Below are 18,291 nucleotides of genomic sequence, written 5' to 3'. Positions count from 1 at the left end.
TTTAATTTCAATTATTATTATAAATAAATTCAGTATTAGATAACTTAAAGTTATGCCTAATTCCAGATGTGACGAAAACATTTTTGTCGTTTGTTATAAATATTGCATCTACACCTTTAATAGATTCAATAAGATCTAGAGCTTTATCTAACCCCATAATATAAACACCAGTTGAAAGACCATCACCATCTATTGAATTATCAGAAATTATTGTAGCGCTGATTACATTGCTACTAGATGGATAACCAGTTTTAGGATCAATTATATGATGAAATGCTTTATTATCTTTAATGAAAAATCTTTCATAATTACCAGAGGTAACTATAGATTTGTCTTTTAAACTAAGTATTCCTATATGTTCTCCTCGTGGCATAAATGGATTTTGAATACCAACATTCCAGAATGATTCATTGTTTTTATTGCCTAAGACGAAAATATTTCCACCAAGGTCTATTATGGCACTTTTTATACCGTGTTTTAGAAAGATATTTACAACTTCATCTGCGGCATAACCTTTAGCTATACCTCCAAGATCAATAGATTGATTTTGTTTTTTTAAGCCTATAGAGTTATCGTCTTTGTTTAAAATTATATCTCTATAGTTAACTAGTTTTAAGTTATCATTTATTTCAATTTCAGTTGGTACTCGTTCAGATTTAGTACCTATTCCCCAAAGAGAAACTAAAGGCCTTATGGTAGGGTCGAAGGCTCCTTCTGATAATTCACTATAACTAATAGATTTATCAATTAATGAAAAGGTTTCATTACTTACAGTTTGAAGTGCTATTCCAGCATTTTTGTTTATTTTTGATATCTCACTAGATTCTTTAAAGGCTGACATTTTATTATCTATATCGATAAGACGTTCAATCGCTTCATCGATAGCTTTTTCAGATTCTTTACCAAATACTTTTAAATTTATTAATGTTCCAAGAATATAGTAACTTTTTTCTGATACAATATTTGGTTTGTTTTTAGTGAAGAATATTAAAAACAATATAGAAATTATCAATATTAAGAAGAGAAGTTCCATTGTAATTAAAGTCAAATATATCACCACACATTTAAAATTGTTTTTTTATTATAATCAGAGTATATATAATGAACCTTAATAATACTTTAGAGTTTCCTTAGAATTAGCTGAGAAAATACTTTTGGAAACTTATGTATGTAGATGTTTTTAAGGTGAGAATAAAAAAGTTATCTAAAATAGGAATTTGCAATCCTAATTTAGATAACTTTTAGTTTAAGGTGTGTTATTCTGCTAAGTATATATAGAGAGAGAAAGTAGTTCCTTTTCCTAATTCACTAGAAACTGTGATTTTGCCATTATGAGCATTTACTATAGATTTTACTATTGAAAGTCCTAGACCATAACCACCTTGCTCACGTGCCCTATGAGATTCACTTCTAAAAAATCTATCAAAAATTTTATTAAGATGTTTTTCGGATATTCCTGAACCATTATCGCTAATTTTAAGTACCAAGAATTTATTAGATTCTATATTTTCTGTACTTGTAGAGAGGGTTATTATACCATTATTTTCGTTAGTGTGTCTTATCGAATTTTGAACAAGATTAAATATTACTTGCTTAATTTGATCCTTATTTATATTAACAAATATGTTGTTTTCTAGTTCTATTTCAACTTTTCTTTTACCAGCTAAAATTTTAAGTTGAGGAGATATTTCATCAATAACTATATTGATATTTTCTTTTTCAAATTTAACTTCGGTATTTTGGTCAAGTCTATTTAGTACAAGAAGGTCATTAACTAATTTTGTAAGACGTTCACTTTCTAATAATATGCTATTTAGCGCTAAGTCTAGCTGCTTTTCATTTTTTGCAGCGCCACGTAGTAAAACTTCTACAAATCCATGGATTGAAGTAAGTGGAGTTCTAAGTTCATGAGAAGCATCAGAAACAAATTGTCGCATTTTTTCTTTAATAGATTGTTCTTTTTCAAAGGAAGTTTCTATCCTTTGAAGCATTTTGTTAAAAGAAGCTGATAGAGTATCTATTTCCAGTTGCTCATTGTTTTCAGGAAGTCTAGTATTTAATTGAGCTACAGTAATATTTTCAAGAGTTTTATTCATATTCGATAAAGGTGTTAAAGTCCTTTTAAAAATTGCTGCACCTAGTATAGTTCCTAAAATCAATATAAGAATAGATATTCCTGAATATATTGATATTTCTTTACTAAGGATTTCTTCGATGTCATCTACAGGTGTGCTTAATTGAATTAATCCAGTTGGAGAATTTATAGGACCTAGTTTACGCCATACAACTAAATGCAAGTTATTATTTTCATCCTGTACTAATTTAAAATACTTCTCTAGATTACCGTATTGATTTAATATTTCCGTATAGTCGTTATTGGGCAGCTTGGGAATAGAGAATGTTTTCTTTTCTTTATCTTTATCTTCTTCATCTTTGTGATGATTTTCTTCTAGTTGGCTATGGGATAAATCCTTTGATGTTAGAATTGTGTTACCACTCTTATCTATAATTGATGCTTCTGTATTAATAGAAACTAATTTATCCATAATTATGAATCCATATTTATTAAGAGCTTCAGTTGAGGATAATTGGGTTAAGAATTTCATATCTATATTGTGAAATTGTGCTGAAAGAGTTTTGACCTTACTTTTAGATAAATAGTTTTTTGTAGTTATATATTGAGATAATCCCATTACAAATAATAGAACCAATAATATTAAGAAGAAACGGGAAAATAATTGCCATTGTAAGCTTTTAAATTTTATTCTTTTGTTTAAAATTTTCATTATACAACCACCTTATATCCAATACCGCGAATAGTTTTTATAATAGTATGATCCTTATCTCCGATCTTATCTCTTAGATATCGTATATAAACTTCAACAATATTTTCTTCACCATTAAAATCATAGCCCCAAACTTTCTGAAGAATTGTTGATTTACTAAGAACTAACCCATTGTTTAATAGTAAATATTTAAGCAAATTATATTGAGTAGGTGGTAAATCTAAAACCTTGTCACAATAAGTAATTTCATGAGCTCTATCATCAATATAGAAATCTCCTATACGATTTACATCATTGAGTTCAGGAAAACTATTTCTAAGACGAGCGTTGATGCGTGCAATTAATTCTTTAAAGCTAAAAGGCTTTAGCATATAATCATCAGCACCTAGATTTAAGCCTTTTACACGGTCATCTATGTCATCTCTTGCTGTCAACATTATAATAGGTGAATTTATTATCTTTTTTATTTGAGAGCAAACTTCAAAACCATCCATTCCAGGAAGCATAATATCTAAGATAATCAAGTGTGGTTTTATTTTTTTAGATAATGAAACGGCTTGGATACCATCAAAAGCTACATAAGCATTAAAGCCTTCATATTCTAAACCCATTTTAATAAATTCTACTATACTTTCTTCATCATCAACTATGAGAATGTTGATTTGTTCTTTAATTAGTGATGCCATAAATTGTTTCTCCTTTTACAATTAAGTTGAATTTCTATTATTCATTTTTTATCATTTCTTAAATAATAATTTAAAAAGTTCTTAATTGCAATGAAATTGGTGATAAATTGAAATAATAATAAAACACAAATTTAAAAATGCCCATATACTTAAAATTTAAGTATATAGACATTTTTAAAAGTTTTATTTACTGTAATTTAAATTTGCTAATTTCAGCAGTTAATTCGTCAGATAAGGATTTAAGTTTATTAGCATAACTTACAAATTCTTGTGAAGAAGCTGAGACTTCTTCTGTAGATGCAGTAACTTCTTCAGTGCCAGCAGCAGTTTCTTCACCAATTGAAGATATATTTTCAACTTCTGCAACAATCTTATCCTTATTTATACTAACTTCATCTATTCCAGTAATAATTTCGTCAAGCTTAGTTGTTAAGTCAGATAATGAAATTATAATGTCAGTAAATATTTTTTCAGCTTGATTTACTGATTCTTCTTGACTAAGTACTATGAAATTTGTATCTTGAACTTGTTTTACAGCTAGATTAACTTTGCTTACAACTTCAGTAATTATATTATCAATATCCTTTGCTGAAACAGCAGTTTCTTCTGCAAGTGTTCGTATTTCATCTGCGACAACAGCGAATCCTTTACCAGCTTCTCCAGCTCTAGCAGCTTCTATGGCAGCATTTAAAGCAAGAAGATTGGTTTGCTCAGTAATTTGAGATATTGATTCATTGATAGCTGCAATATTTTTCACACTCTCAGCAACGCTAGAAACTACGTTAGTTACATCTGCTGTGCTATTTTTAGTTTCAACAGATTTGTCCATAACAGTTTTTATTATTGTTACGCCTTCTTTACTTAAACTATTTGTGTTTTTAGCAACAGAACTAATTGTGTTACTTGCTGAATTTATATTATTAATTTGATCGGAAACATTTTCTAGATTAGTAGATAATGTTTCAAGATTTTGAGCAGATTCCATGCTACCTCTAGATATTTCAGTTATTGTATTAGCTATTTCATTCATTGAATTAGCTACTTCTTCACTCATAAGTGATAAGCTATTAGAAGAATTATTTACTTCTGTAACAGAGTTATCTACGTGATGAATAAGGTTAGAAACTGAAACTTGCATTTCGTTAAAATTTTCTGCAAGTTGCCCAAGTTCATCTTTGGATGAAATTATAATATTTGTACTAAAATCGCCAGCCTTACTTCTGTTAATACCTTCCTTGATCAGAGTTATGCCTTTATCAAGTTTTCTTGCAAAGAGCGTTCCTATAACTGTTGCTATGACTAAAAGAATAATTGTTATAAGTAGCATCTGAATACTAAAAGAATTTATTGATTTATTATATTCAGATTTAGGAGTTTCTAAGATAATTTTCCATCCAGTGATATCTGATGTTGTGTATTTTAATTTATATAAATCATTTCTAACTTTTAGCTCAGATTCCCCATAAGAATTGCTTCTTAATTTAGTCCAGTCACTATCTGAAAATTCAGATTCACCTATTAAATCTTTTTGTGAATGTGCAATTATAAGTCCAGCAGTGTCAACAAGGCATATTGCTCCTTTTTCACCATAAGTGATATTTGAAATAGAATCAGAAAGATTTTTTAAATCATAGTCTACGCAAATAATACCTAAAAGTTTTTGATTATCCATAACTGCTTTGCATAAAGTTACTACATTACTATTGCTTATGGAATCCTTATAAATATTTGTTACAGCAAATTTTCCATTTAATTCTTTAGCTTTTTTATACCAATCTCTTGTTTCAAAATTTACAGATGAAGTATCTGCATATGGATATATTTGAAGATTTCTTGAGTTATTATTATAGAAATAAGCAAGAATTATACTAGAATCACTTTCGTTAAGTGTTTTAAGCATATTATTTATATTTGTATTTGATTCAGGACTATTATCAAATTTACTTTCTTTAATAATATAGTCCATAGATTCTTCTATAGCAGTAAATTTTGAATTAATGTTTTGATTTACGGACATGTTTAAACTATTTGAACTTTTATCAAACTCATTATTAATACTGGAATTAAATTGAAAAATAGCAGAAACACTTAGTAATGTTACTGTAATAACTATTAGTGAAAATAACATTATAATTATTTTGTTTTTGATCGTGTTAAAAAATTTTAATTTTTGAGTGTTTTTACTTTTAGAGTTACTTCTAGAAATTTTTTTAGTTTTACTTTTTGCTTCGTTTTTCATAAATATAGCCCCCTAATTTATCGTATATTATAATTTTTCGGAAATGGGAGGGAAAACTTTAATAATTATGAAGTAAATTAACAAAGAATAATTTTAATTGATAAAAATACAAGATGATTAAGTATGATATGAAAAAAATGACGAAAATTCAGAGAATATAAATATTCAACATATGGTAAAAATTGGTTATAATTATAATAAAATCATTAAGTTTTTTGAAAGGAATAGAGTTATGAATAGTGATAATTTTAACGACAAAATTGAAAATAATGAAAATATTGTGTTTGGTGATAAAAATTATATAAATATTATAAAACAAAATAAGGAAATATTAGGGTTTGCTGGGGTGATAATCGTTATGATTCTAGGAATAATTATTATTGTGAGATTATTATCTGTACAAGTTATTAGTTCCAATGAGATAAGGCAAACTCTTATAGGTAAGAGTATAGAGTTAGATGATAGGAAAATAGAAATTAGTGATTCTAATTTAAATGAAGTAACAATAATTAATCGAGTTACAGAAAAGTATAAAATTGACGTTGTTAATGTTCAGTTTAAGATTAATTTAGAGGATAATTTAGCAGTTGAAACGGCAACTTTGAAATTTAATTATGATAGCGATAAGTGGGTTTATTCGTCTATGGATATTGAAAATACTAAAAATATAGAAGTAAGTTCAACTGCTGAAAGTTTTGTTAAAGAATTATTGCAAAAAGAGGGCTTATCAACTGTTACAGGGGAAAAATTTTATGGAAGTTATGTTAAGGATGTTAGTGGAATAAAGTTTGAAGAATACGGGAGAGATAATGGAAAAGTATTCAAAGCAAATTTGATATTAAGTAATGGTGCATGCTATGAAAGTTTTAATATTAGAGGTCAAATACTATTTGATGAGAGTAGGGGAATGTGGAAGATTAAATCTGTAGATATGAATGTAAAAGATAATCTTCATAAGGAAGAAAAAATAGATGAAGATATTATTAGAAGAATATTAATAGATGAGATTACAGATGGTAGTACTTATGAGTTGAAAAAGGAAAGTGGCAGTGAGTATATTAATATATTTAAAGATGATATAACAGAATTTAATATAGGAGATTATATAGTGAGAAAGGATAATACAATTAGAGTAGAGGTGGAAGGAAAAGTAAAATCAGATAAGATTATGGACATGAGTTTCAATGGATTTATAAGTATTAATGGAAAACTTTCTTGTGGTGTGATTAGAAATAGCAAAGACATAAAGATATATGGTACTAGTAAAGAGATTTCAAAAAGTGAGGAAGAAGTGAAAGAAAATTAACTTTATTACTATATTAATTTGCTGGGGAAGTTTCCTATAATTAAAACTCATAAAAGGAAATAAATGGTTATTTTTAAATTATCAACATAAAAGTTTAAAAAAAGTGAATTTAAAAATAACTAGACTATATCTTTTACAATATGTTAAAATATAACTTAAATAAGTAAAATGTTAGAAAAAGGAAAAGTGTACCCTTGGGGAAATAAAGTGAAAGGAGATGTGAATATGCAGAATATACTTCAAATTAATTACTCGGATGTTACTCCAGAGATTATAGACTTAAAGGAATTGTGTATAAGAAATAGTTCAATTGATTCAAGTTTATATACCAAGTATGAAGTTAATCAAGGCCTTAGAGATTTAAACGGAAATGGGGTTTTGACTGGATTAACAGAAATATCAGAAATACAATCTAAGGTGGATAGAGATGGACAAAGTATTCCTTGTGAGGGAAAGTTATTCTATAGAGGAATAGATATAGAAAAAATAGTTCGTGGATTTGTAAGTGAAAATCGTTTTGGATTTGAGGAAGTAACTTATCTTCTAATTTTAGGTGAACTTCCTAGAGGAGAAAAATTGAATGATTTTAAAAAACTAATTTCTAAATATAGAACGCTTCCAACATCATTTGTTAGAGATATTATAATGAAAGCTCCAAGTTTTGATATGATGAACACTTTAGCGAGAAGTGTTCTTACACTATATTCATATGATGAAAATGCAAATGATACAAGTGTATCTAATGTTTTAAGGCAATGTTTGCAGTTAATAGCTCTTTTTCCGCTTTTATCTGTTTATGGATATCAGGCATATGTTCATTATTATAATGATAAGAGTCTTATAATTCATACTCCTAAAGAGGAATTATCTACAGCTGAAAATATATTATATATGTTACGTCCAAATAGTAAATATACAGAACTTGAAGCAAGAATTTTAGATATAGCATTAGTACTTCATGCAGAACATGGAGGAGGGAATAATTCAACATTTACCACTCATGTAGTATCATCTTCTGGAACTGATACTTACTCTACTATTGCAGCAGCACTTGGATCACTGAAAGGACCAAAGCATGGTGGAGCGAATATTAAAGTTGTACAAATGTTTAAGGATATGAAAGAGAAGATATCGAATTGGGAAGATGAAGATGAAGTTTCCGATTACTTAAAGGCATTATTAAATAAAAAAGCCTTTGATAAGGCAGGATTAATATATGGCATGGGACATGCTATATATTCAGTGTCTGATCCTCGTGCAAATATATTTAAGAAGTATGTTGAAAGTTTATCTAAAGAAAAAGGCTTAAAAAAGGAATACAACCTATATTCTCTTGTGGAAAGACTAGCACCTAAAATTATTGAGGCTGAAAGGAAGACATATAAAGGGGTAAGTGCTAATATAGATTTTTATAGTGGATTTGTATATAGCATGTTGGATTTACCATTAGAATTATATACACCTATATTTGCTATTGCACGTATTTCTGGTTGGAGTGCTCATAGGATCGAAGAACTTATTAATACAAACAAGATAATTCGTCCTGCTTATATGAATGTTGCTGAAAGACGAGAATATATAGATTTAGAAAAAAGATAGTATTTTAAAAAGACCAGTGATTATGAACTGCCCCCTGTCAAGGAGACAGGGTAAATAATAAAAAAATTATGATGCTAAAGTGTGGCTCCTATATTCAATTGGAGCCATGCCTTTTAATTTCTTCTGTAATCTTTTCGTATTATAGAACTCTATATAGTTTTTTATAGATTGCTCAAGATCCTCATAAGTACTGAATTTTCTAAGGTAATACATTTCTGATTTAAGAATACCCCAAAACCCTTCCATTGGCCCATTATCGATGCAACGACCAACCCTAGACATACTTTGGACTGCATTTATTGAATTAAGCTTGTCTTTAAATATTCTACTAGTATAATCGATTAAGAAAAAGGGATTGCTCCCTTTCCCTCATCTAAGAACCGTACGTGAGAGTTTCCCGCTCATACGGCTCAAGCATTTCTTCACCTTTTCAGGCGGCAACAAGTGTATGTAGTCTTGTCTTTCTTTTGTCAAAATAGTCTTTGTTTAAGAACGGTGTTTTTGTAATCTGCAATTTGGGATGTCTGACGATTTTAATCCGCCTCAAATTAATTAGACTGTACTCATCCGTCTTGAAAAGCCATCTTTTCTAGCCTTTTTCATGCCAGTATTTATTTAACCTCCACCATTTATTCTTGGTGGGGTGTCTATGTTTTGCCCATTGCTGTAATAAGTGATAAAGGGTGTTGTTAATATATGAAAAGACTTTGCTAGCAACCACGTGTTTGTGATAATTCGTCCAACCTCTTATGACTTGATTAAGCCTTCTTATTAAGTCCGATTGAGTACTAGCTTTTCCTTCCTTAAGGATTATTGTGGAACATCTCTTAATCATGTTTTTAATAGAGTTTTTAGATGGTTTCACTATTAATTTCCCATTGTATTTCTTAAATGTCCAGCCAAGAAAGTCAAATCCTTTATCGATATGCGTAATCACAGTCTTTTCTTCTGATAGTGTAAGTCCTCTTGATTGAAGAAATTGACTAACAGTAGTTTTTAGTTCTTCAGCAACTTCTTTTGAGTTTGCGGTGATAATGAAGTCATCGGCATAACGAATCAAATTAACTTTAGTTTTGGCTCTATAGTGATTTTCTATTTTACCTTTTGAATTTCTATGGTATTTGTCTTGAATCACTTTTTCGAGTCCATCTAATGTCATATTTGCATATATACTAGAGATTGCTCCGCCTTGTGGCGAACCCGTTTCTGTTGGAAATAGTTTTTCTTCATATATATATCCTGATTTTAGGAACTGTTTCATAATACTTTTATCCATTGGTATATTGTTTTGCAACCATTCATGGTTAATGTTATCAAAGCAAACTTTAATGTCACCTTCAAGTATCCATGTTGGAGAACATTTTCTAGCTAATACACAGAATATCTGCTCACAGGCGTCTTTTGAACTTCTTCCTCGACGGAATCCAAAGGAAATAGAATCACCTTTTGTTTCTGAGATTGGCTCAAGTGCTAACGCATATAAGGTTTGCATTGCTCTATCATACATCGTTGGTATCCCTAATGGACGTTTCTGCTTTTTACCTTTCTTTTCGATATATACTCGTCTTAAAGGCTTTGCTTTATAGTTTTTATCGGTGAGCGAAAGCACTGCTTTCATCTTCGAAGCAGAGGTAGACCATAATTTCTTATCTACTCCTGGTGTGTTTTTCCCTTTATTTGTTTTTACTTTTTTTACAGCATAGGCTTTAGCTGAAAAAGAGTGGGTTAATAGGTATTGTAATCTTTTGACTTTATTTTTGTCTCCTTTTACTGTTGCCTTAGCGATTCGGGTTTGTAGTCTATTAACATCATATTCAACTTGTTTCCAGTCAATCGTTTCCCATTGAAAGGCAAGTGATTTTGTGTCTTTTAGTCTCTCGGTTTTATCCGTCGTTGAATTACTAAAATTCATAAATATATAATCCTTTCCTGCTAAGAAATACCATAGGATAAGTCTGCACCCTTTCAGGTTAGAGCAAAGTTTGAACTCCTATCTGTTTTCATTACAAAATCAGCCTTCGCTTTTTATCCTTTTCTTCTGCCCTCTATGTCGTTTCGCCCTTTACAGTTAGATACCTCTCGGTAGAGGAACATATAGGGTTTACCAAGTTCCACGTAATACATAATTATAAATGCCTTAGGAGTCATCTTTAAACCGGGAGTTCTTTATCCATTCGCATTGGTTTAACAGTTGGCCTTTGCTCGACTCCTTACCATTTTGGTCAAAGCGTTTCAGCCTATTTCGCTTTCTCCAGCGTAACGATTCCTACAATAATTCACTTTACGTTCTCCATAGCATTCTTACTCTAGCAGTTGCCCCAGTTTAGGCTACTCGGACTTCCACATTGTCTCGTGAGCTTTCTAACCCGAACGTTACCATTCACGCTAGTCACGATAGAGTTACCCCGAATGGATGGGGTAGTCTAACGACAATGTATCACGCAACTTCTTGTCACACTTGAAAACCGCGATCACTATGAAATAGTGGCTCAGCAGCTGGATTATTAGCAATAGCTTTGTCGAGGGTATCAAATACCAATTTATTATTATTTGAATAACCCAGTACATAAGAAACAATACTATTATCACCTAAATCTAATATTGCACTTAAGTAAGCTTTTTTTCCATTAGTTAATTTAAATTCCGTAACGTCAGTTAACCATTTTTCATTAGGTTTGTTTGCCATAAAATCTCTATTCAATACATTTTTAGCTGTAATTTGCGGAGTACTATAAATATATTTTCTTCTTTTCTTACGAATTACGGATGTAAGTTTTATAGATCTCATAAGTCTATAAATACGCTTGTGATTAAAACTCGAATTCAATCTCCTATTAACATTTAACATTATACGTCTATATCCATAAATACCGTTGACTTCTGAATAGATTTTTAGAATTTCATCTAAAATAACAGCATTTTCTTTATCTCTTGAAGTTAGTTTGTGATTTAACCACTTATAATAAGCAGAACGTGTAACTTTTGCACACTTACATAAATCACATATTGAATATCCAAGTTCATGTAATTCTTTTATTGCAATGTACCTATTCTTTTGAGGAATATTTGATTTATCTACCGCCTTTCTATCTCCTGTAATTTTTTTAAGAAATCATTCTCCATTTTTAAACGTCTATTTTCTGCTTCTAGAATCTTAAATTGTGCAGAAATTTTTTGAGATTCACTTAATTCTTCAAATGATTTATGCTTACTGCGTCTATCGACTAGCGCGTCAACGCCATTCGCAATATACTTCCTTACCCAAGTATAAACTTGATTATATGAAATTTTATATTCATTAGCAGTTAATTTATAATCATTGTTGTTAGAAATGCAAAATGCAACAATTTCTATTCTTTCTTCATAAGTGGTTTTTCTTCCATTGGTCATAATAGTAGCTCCTTGTGTATTATGAGTTTTAAATGTCTTATGACCATTATAATTCTTTATCCAACGTATGAGAACTGAATGAGATGATATATTATAGAGAATATAAATATCATGCAAAGATCCTTTCCTGTTAATGTAATCAGTTACGGCTTTAACTTTAACTTCGGAGGATAACAAGTATTTTTGTTCTTAGTTATTAGTGCTTCTGAACCAAAAGATTTATACTTGCGTATCCAGTCTTCCACTGAATGACAATTAACTTGTAATTCACAAGCTATTTGTTTTACACTTTTTTCTCCTGCTAGATACTCCTTAACAACTTTTATCTTAATTTCAGGTGATGCCTTGACTTTTCTTCCCATGATATAATGCTCCCTTCATAGCAACAGTTTTTTATTTTAACTGTCTACTATAAAGGAAGCATATCATTATTTTATCACTGGTCTTTAAAATTAACTCATCATTGCGGCTGCTGCACCAAGAAGAACTTTTAAATCTGTTTCTCCTTTGTAAAAAGGTGGAATAATCTTTGTATCATGTAAGTCATAGAATGTGTAAACAGCTTCTTGTGCTGTACGGACAGACATTTCTATTGTGAATGATACAACATCAGGTAATTCCACATATTGTCCTAAAAATGCTAAATTAGTTGAGCATTTTGGAATAACTAATGGACGATCTGTTTTATTACGAGTCATAAAGTGAGCTGTAATATAAGGCATTATACATGGCAAACAAATTGTTGTTTTAAGGAATTCAGATGCTTCATCAATCCATCCAAGTTGATAGCAAAGTTCCATAAATATTTCTTCACCAGTACATTCAAGCATTGGTTTTTTAATATAGTCACCTGGTTTTTCAGGGTGAAGTGCATATCCCCAGAATACTTCAACATCCTCTGGTTGATTAATGTAGTGGGGTTGCTTTGGAACTACTATACTCATAAACCATCCTGAATCTTTAAATGTCATTAAAGCACCTGTTCCAGGTTTGTTGCTTGAGTATTCAACATATTTTTTTAAGAACTTCTTATCCTTTAAAGTTACTGTGAATGATTGCCATACTGATTCTGGAATGTTATTGCAGAAAGGAGTTGGATTACCGAATTCAGGAGTTTTCTTAGCTAAATTTTCCCATAGGGCCCAACAACCATTTCCTTCTTTTGTAGGAGCAGGAGCTGGCTTGTCCATAGTTCCTATAGTTGCATTTTCAGTCATAGAACCGTTTGTAACAAATACAAGATCATTGTCATTAACAGAAATAATTTCTTCCTTATTATTTCTAATTAGATGAATTGCTTTTGTAGTCATTTCTCCATTTTCTTCCTTGAAATCGATATCAACTACTTTACTTGCGTTTTGGAACTTAACACCTAGTTTCTCAAGATGTTTTTGTATTGGTAATATTATTGAATCGTATTGATTATAAGGGGTTCTATGTACACCTGCCAATGTATTAATTCTAGGCATTTCGTTTATAAAAGCATGTGCATATCTTTTAAATTCAAAAGCACTATGCCAAGGTTGAAAGGCAAATGTTGTAGCCCACATATACCAAAAATTAGTTTCAAAGAAATGAGGTGAAAATAATTGATCAATTCTAACAGGTGCAAGTTTATCTTCGTCGGCAAGAAGTAATTTCACCATAGATACTCTATCATCGTTATTTAGTCCTAATGAGCTAACATCTAGTATATTATGATCTTCACCAATTAAACGTGCATGAGAACAAGTTTTTGTTTCATTACTAAATTTATATATTTCATCCCTAACTGTTGTTTGAGAATCGGTTAAAGATGGAATTGAATTTAGCATATCTAAGATAGCTGTATAATGTTCATAGTTGATCATTCTTCCGCCTCTAATCATATATCCATCTTCAGCATTTCCAGACCCATCACAACTACCACCATCAATGTTAAGTTCTTCAAAAATTGTGATATCTTCGCCCTTTACTCTAGCATCTCGAGTAAGGAATATTGCTCCTGCCATAGATGCAAGTCCACCACCTACGAAATATACTTTAGTATTTTCATTAACTTTGTATTTTTTAGTCATTATAAGTCCTCCTTAATATAAATGTTATTTCAACGTATATCCAATTAATATATAATTTGGATAATATAAATATAACATTAGAGATAAGAATATGTGTAGATAAACTATTAATAAATCGTTAATAATAGTAAAAAAAGTTAAAATATATAGTAAGTGGGGAATATAAATTATTCTAAAAATTATATTTTATGGTATAATATAGGATATGATTAAATTGATAAGATGAAAATTTAATAGTAGAGGCCAATAATGAAGCAAAGATTCTTATTAGAAGTATTAAAATATTCAGTTTTAATAAACTATTTTTCATACAATAGACGTATTAAAGGTTTAAGCAAAGGAGAGAAAAAGTTTTGAAAGTAAAGAAGAAATTAAAATTCTTATTTCCGTTATTATTTTGTATATTATTACAATTATCAATTATATATTTTTTTAGGATAGACAACAGTATATTATCTAGATCTTTTCAAAAAGTAGATGAGGAACAAAATAATTGGAGTGAAGATTCAAATATAGGAAATTTAATTTCATGGACAATTATAATTTTTTTAGCTGGTGGCGAATTAGTTATATATAAAGCGTGCATTGATAATGATATTGAAGAAAAGGTAAAACTTATTGAAGATTCTGAAGAATATTTTTGTGATTGGAACTATGTAGATATTGAAGATAGAACTGAGGAAATATTTTATAAGATTCAAGAGGCGTGGACTAAGCGTAATATAGATATTGCAAAAGATTACATAAGTGAAAGTATTTATAATGAATATAAAAAAGAAATAGACTATATGAAAAAAGAGCATAGTATTAACATACTAAGCAAGATTAGATTAATTACAACTAGATCTGTAGGAATGATTAAATATAATTATAAAAAAGATTATATGTGGTTCTATATTGAGGCTTCAATGATTGATTATAAAATAAGTGATATAACAGGAGAAATTGTTGAAGGTGATACTAATCGAAAAAGGATATTTGAATATTGGAAAGTTGCCCTAGTTGGTGAAGAATGGGTTTTAGATGAGAGATTGTTAAAAGAAGAAGTAGATCAAAGAAAATTTTTAAGCATGGTTTCCCAAAATTAAATAAGGATACTAGTCTTAAAAGATTAGTATCCTTATTTAATGTTAGTGCTTTAACAAATTAAGTTGAGATTCTGTAACACCCCATATTACTTTATTGAAATCATCATCACTGGTGTTCAGTATCCATTTGTTATTTTCTTTTGATAAGTTTAATGTTCCCTTACGATCTTCTGGTTCTGAATTTTTAATTCCCTCGATTAGAATTTCAGTAATCCTATTTTTTAAATCAGCTTTATTTAAAGAACGTAATTCAGGAGTAGACTCAATTTTATCTAACAAGTATTTCATTGATGAAGATAAAGAAATACCTTTAACACTTACAGAAACTGTGGCAGAGTTTGAGTCAATAGACTCATCTGTTGTTTCTACTTCAAGTTTAGATAAGGCGTCAGATAAAATATCTGTTGTTTCTTTAGTCAATGAGTCGTTACTACTGTCTGCAATTAATGGAACAATTTCTTTGCTTAATTCAGAATTTGTTGCTGATTTAATGTTATTAAAATAATCATTTACAACAGAAGTTGGTTTATCAATTTTCCCGCATCCACATAATAGAAAAATTGAAAAAGCTAATAGTAATGATAAGGTTTTTTTCATAACAAATTCCCCCTAATTTTATATAACTTCCCAAGCAAAAGTATACACTATTATTACAGTTATGTAAATAAAGTGTAAAGAAATATACTAAACATAATTTATATGTATTTATTAGTCAAAATACATAATTAAATAGAAAAATAAGAAATATATTGAGACTGTATAAATTGAAGTAGGCAAAAAGGTTGTGTCAATATAGGATTAGGAGTAGAAATGGAATATATAGCTGCAAAAAATATAATATCAAATTATAGTCAGAATAACATATGGTTTGGAGTAAATTACAATATGGATATTTATAAGGGATGTTGTCATGGATGTATATATTGTGATTCCAGAAGTGATTGTTATAAGATTAGTAATTTTGAAAAGGTTAGAGTTAAAAAGGATTCTATAAATATAATAAGAAGGGAATTAAGAGGAGAAAAAAGAAAAGGCGTAGTAGGAACAGGAGCAATGAGTGATCCTTATAACCCATATGAGAAAAAGTTAAAGTTAACTAGATCGGCATTAGAGGAAATAAATACATTAAATTTTGGGGTGTCAATTGCGACAAAGAGTTCATTAATTATAAGAGATATAGATATATTAAAAAAGATACAAGAACATTCTCCTGTAATAGTAAAAATAACAATAACAACATATGATGATGAACTATGTAAAAAAATTGAACCTAATGTATGCTCATCTTCAGAGAGATTTGATGCTATAAAAGTGTTAGCTGAAAGTGGAATTTATACTGGAGTATTATTTATGCCAGTATTACCTTTTATTAATGATGATGCAGAGAATATAGAGAATATAGTGAAAAAAGCTTATGAGTCTGGAGCAAAATTTATTTATTCTACAGGAATTGGGGTAACATTGAGAAACTATCAAAGACAATATTATTACGAAAAATTAGCTGAAATTTTTCATGATGAAAAACTTGTAAAAAAATATATTGATACATATGGAAATGACTATGAGTGTAGATCAAAATGGGCTGATTCTTTATGGAAAGTTTTTGTTAATGAATGTAATAAATATGGAATATGTTATAAAATGAAAGATATAATAAAGGGTTATAAAAAATATTATGAAGAAGAACAATTAAGTTGGTTTTAAAAAGTGTTTAGATAAGGGAGGAAAAAAATGAATGAATGGATTAATGAAAGTATATTTTATCATATTTACCCATTAGGTTTTTGTGGAGCACCAAAGATTAATAATGAAAAGAAATCAGTAAATAGAATTAATAAAGTATTGGAATGGATACCACATTTAAAAAAGCTTTCTATTAATGCTATTTATTTTGGTCCTATATTTGAATCAAGTGAACACGGATATGATACAAAGGATTATTTTATGATAGATAAAAGACTGGGAACTAATATAGATTTTAAAAAAGTTTGTAAAGAACTTCATAAGGAAGATATAAAGATAGTTTTAGATGGGGTTTTTAATCATGTTGGAAGAGAATTTTGGGCCTTTGAAGATCTTAAAAAGAATAGAGAAAAATCTTTATATATCAATTGGTTTAAGAATGTAAATTTCAATGAAAAAAGCCCTATGGGAGATGATTTTACCTACGAAGGGTGGAATGGTCATTATAATTTAGTTAAATTAAATATTATGAATAAAGAAGTTATGGATTATATATTTGAGGTTATTAAGTTTTGGATAGAAGAATTTGAAATTGATGGCTTAAGATTAGATGCAGCGGATTATATGGATAGAAACTTTTTTGAATGTTTGAATACTTTTTGTAAAAGTAAGAAAAATGATTTTTGGTTAATGGGGGAAGTTATACATGGAGATTATAAATTATGGGCAAATGAGAAAATGCTAGATTCTGTGACAAATTACGAATGTTACAAAGGAATTTACTCTTCACATAATGAAAAGAATTATTTTGAAATAGCATATTCAATGAATAGACAGCATGGGAATTTTGGAATATATAAAGACTTACATCTTTATAATTTTGTCGACAATCATGATGTTAATAGAATAGCTAGCACTTTAAAAGATAAGAAGCATTTGTACAATGTATATACTTTATTATACTGTATGCCAGGAATTCCTTCGATTTACTATGGAAGTGAATGGGGATTAGAAGGCATAAAGCATGATGGCTTGGATGATGATTTGAGACCTAGTCTTGATATCAATAATATATTAAATAAAAATGAAAAACTATATTTGCATATAAAGAAGTTAGGCAAATTGAGAAGAGAGTTAGAAGTTATAAGAAATGGAGATTTTTCTGAGATAGTTACAAAAAATTTTCAACTTATCTTTAAGAGGTCATATAATGGAAAAAATATATATGTAGTATTAAATCTTTCAGATAAGGAGGAGAAGTTGGAATTTAGGATAGGTGATAATAAGAAGTTAGTAAATAGGCTTAATGAAGATGAAATAATAAAAGTATTAGAAGGAAAAGTTAGTATAATGGCAAAACCTTATGATAGCAAAATATTGGAAGAGCAAGAAACTTAGTTAGTTTCTTGTTTTTACATAAGAATAATATAATAATTGATTAAAAAAGAGATATTAGA

General features: G+C 29.2%; 15 protein-coding genes and 1 pseudogene. 5 read left to right on the top strand and 11 right to left on the bottom strand.

Annotated features, from left to right (window positions below; translation table 11 throughout):
• Positions 1-7: 7 nt before the first annotated feature.
• The 4 genes from H9661_RS05070 to H9661_RS05055 form a co-directional block, all read right to left on the bottom strand.
• Positions 8-1,039, bottom strand: a complete 1,032-nt coding sequence (locus H9661_RS05070) for an FAD:protein FMN transferase (protein ID WP_423738977.1) — start codon at positions 1,037-1,039, stop codon at positions 8-10.
• Between the two features lie 217 nt (positions 1,040-1,256).
• Positions 1,257-2,786, bottom strand: a complete 1,530-nt coding sequence (locus tag H9661_RS05065; protein ID WP_191767861.1) for a sensor histidine kinase — start codon at positions 2,784-2,786, stop codon at positions 1,257-1,259.
• Positions 2,786-3,472, bottom strand: coding sequence for a response regulator transcription factor (locus H9661_RS05060; protein WP_143316787.1), 687 nt, complete (start codon positions 3,470-3,472; stop codon positions 2,786-2,788). Before H9661_RS05060 ends, H9661_RS05065 begins: the two co-directional genes overlap by 1 nt.
• 187 nt (positions 3,473-3,659) lie before the next feature.
• The gene (locus H9661_RS05055) at positions 3,660-5,711 is read right to left on the bottom strand and encodes a methyl-accepting chemotaxis protein (protein WP_143316788.1); all 2,052 of its coding nucleotides are present in this window, start codon (positions 5,709-5,711) and stop codon (positions 3,660-3,662) included.
• A gap of 232 nt (positions 5,712-5,943) precedes the next feature.
• Between H9661_RS05055 and H9661_RS05050 the strand changes: the two genes are divergently transcribed.
• A complete protein-coding gene (locus H9661_RS05050) occupies positions 5,944-7,017 on the top strand; it encodes a hypothetical protein (protein ID WP_191767860.1) in 1,074 nt (357 codons plus the stop codon).
• Between the two features lie 225 nt (positions 7,018-7,242).
• Positions 7,243-8,616 (top strand): citrate/2-methylcitrate synthase, encoded by a 1,374-nt coding sequence (locus tag H9661_RS05045; RefSeq protein WP_143316790.1) that lies wholly within the window; start codon positions 7,243-7,245, stop codon positions 8,614-8,616.
• 66 nt (positions 8,617-8,682) lie between these two features.
• Here H9661_RS05045 and H9661_RS05040 read toward each other — a convergent pair.
• The 6 genes and pseudogenes from H9661_RS05040 to H9661_RS05015 all read right to left on the bottom strand — a co-directional run.
• Positions 8,683-8,952: pseudogene (locus tag H9661_RS05040) on the bottom strand (transposase); the annotation flags it as partial.
• 253 nt (positions 8,953-9,205) lie between these two features.
• The gene (ltrA, locus tag H9661_RS05035) at positions 9,206-10,528 is read right to left on the bottom strand and encodes a group II intron reverse transcriptase/maturase (RefSeq protein ID WP_243240340.1); all 1,323 of its coding nucleotides are present in this window, start codon (positions 10,526-10,528) and stop codon (positions 9,206-9,208) included.
• A gap of 540 nt (positions 10,529-11,068) precedes the next feature.
• Positions 11,069-11,680 carry an IS3 family transposase gene (locus H9661_RS05030; RefSeq protein ID WP_341480410.1) on the bottom strand — a complete coding sequence of 204 codons (612 nt, stop codon included), beginning with the start codon at positions 11,678-11,680 and terminating at the stop codon, positions 11,069-11,071.
• An 11-nt stretch (positions 11,681-11,691) separates the two neighbouring features.
• Positions 11,692-12,006 (bottom strand): helix-turn-helix domain-containing protein, encoded by a 315-nt coding sequence (locus tag H9661_RS05025; protein ID WP_191767858.1) that lies wholly within the window; start codon positions 12,004-12,006, stop codon positions 11,692-11,694.
• 143 nt (positions 12,007-12,149) lie between these two features.
• Complete coding sequence (locus H9661_RS05020) at positions 12,150-12,368, bottom strand: helix-turn-helix domain-containing protein (protein WP_191767857.1); 219 nt, start codon at positions 12,366-12,368, stop codon at positions 12,150-12,152.
• 90 nt (positions 12,369-12,458) lie between these two features.
• The gene (locus H9661_RS05015) at positions 12,459-14,063 is read right to left on the bottom strand and encodes an oleate hydratase (RefSeq protein WP_191767856.1); all 1,605 of its coding nucleotides are present in this window, start codon (positions 14,061-14,063) and stop codon (positions 12,459-12,461) included.
• Between the two features lie 353 nt (positions 14,064-14,416).
• Between H9661_RS05015 and H9661_RS05010 the strand changes: the two genes are divergently transcribed.
• On the top strand, positions 14,417-15,151 hold the full coding sequence (locus H9661_RS05010; protein WP_191767855.1) for a TIM44-like domain-containing protein: 735 nt from the start codon (positions 14,417-14,419) through the stop codon (positions 15,149-15,151).
• A gap of 42 nt (positions 15,152-15,193) precedes the next feature.
• On the opposite strand, the gene H9661_RS05005 is transcribed toward H9661_RS05010, so the two are convergent.
• Positions 15,194-15,748, bottom strand: a complete 555-nt coding sequence (locus H9661_RS05005) for a hypothetical protein (RefSeq protein WP_143318425.1) — start codon at positions 15,746-15,748, stop codon at positions 15,194-15,196.
• A gap of 213 nt (positions 15,749-15,961) precedes the next feature.
• Between H9661_RS05005 and H9661_RS05000 the strand changes: the two genes are divergently transcribed.
• Together H9661_RS05000 and H9661_RS04995 are read left to right on the top strand one after the other, a co-directional pair.
• Positions 15,962-16,855, top strand: coding sequence for an SPL family radical SAM protein (locus tag H9661_RS05000; protein ID WP_143318424.1), 894 nt, complete (start codon positions 15,962-15,964; stop codon positions 16,853-16,855).
• 27 nt (positions 16,856-16,882) lie between these two features.
• Positions 16,883-18,232 (top strand): alpha-amylase family glycosyl hydrolase, encoded by a 1,350-nt coding sequence (locus H9661_RS04995; RefSeq protein WP_143318423.1) that lies wholly within the window; start codon positions 16,883-16,885, stop codon positions 18,230-18,232.
• Positions 18,233-18,291 lie beyond the last annotated feature (59 nt).

The organism is Clostridium cibarium, assembly GCF_014836335.1.
Lineage (GTDB): Bacteria > Bacillota > Clostridia > Clostridiales > Clostridiaceae > Clostridium > Clostridium cibarium.
The sequence above is the reverse complement of the archived record's forward strand: the minus strand, read 5'-3'. Positions and strand labels throughout refer to the sequence as shown.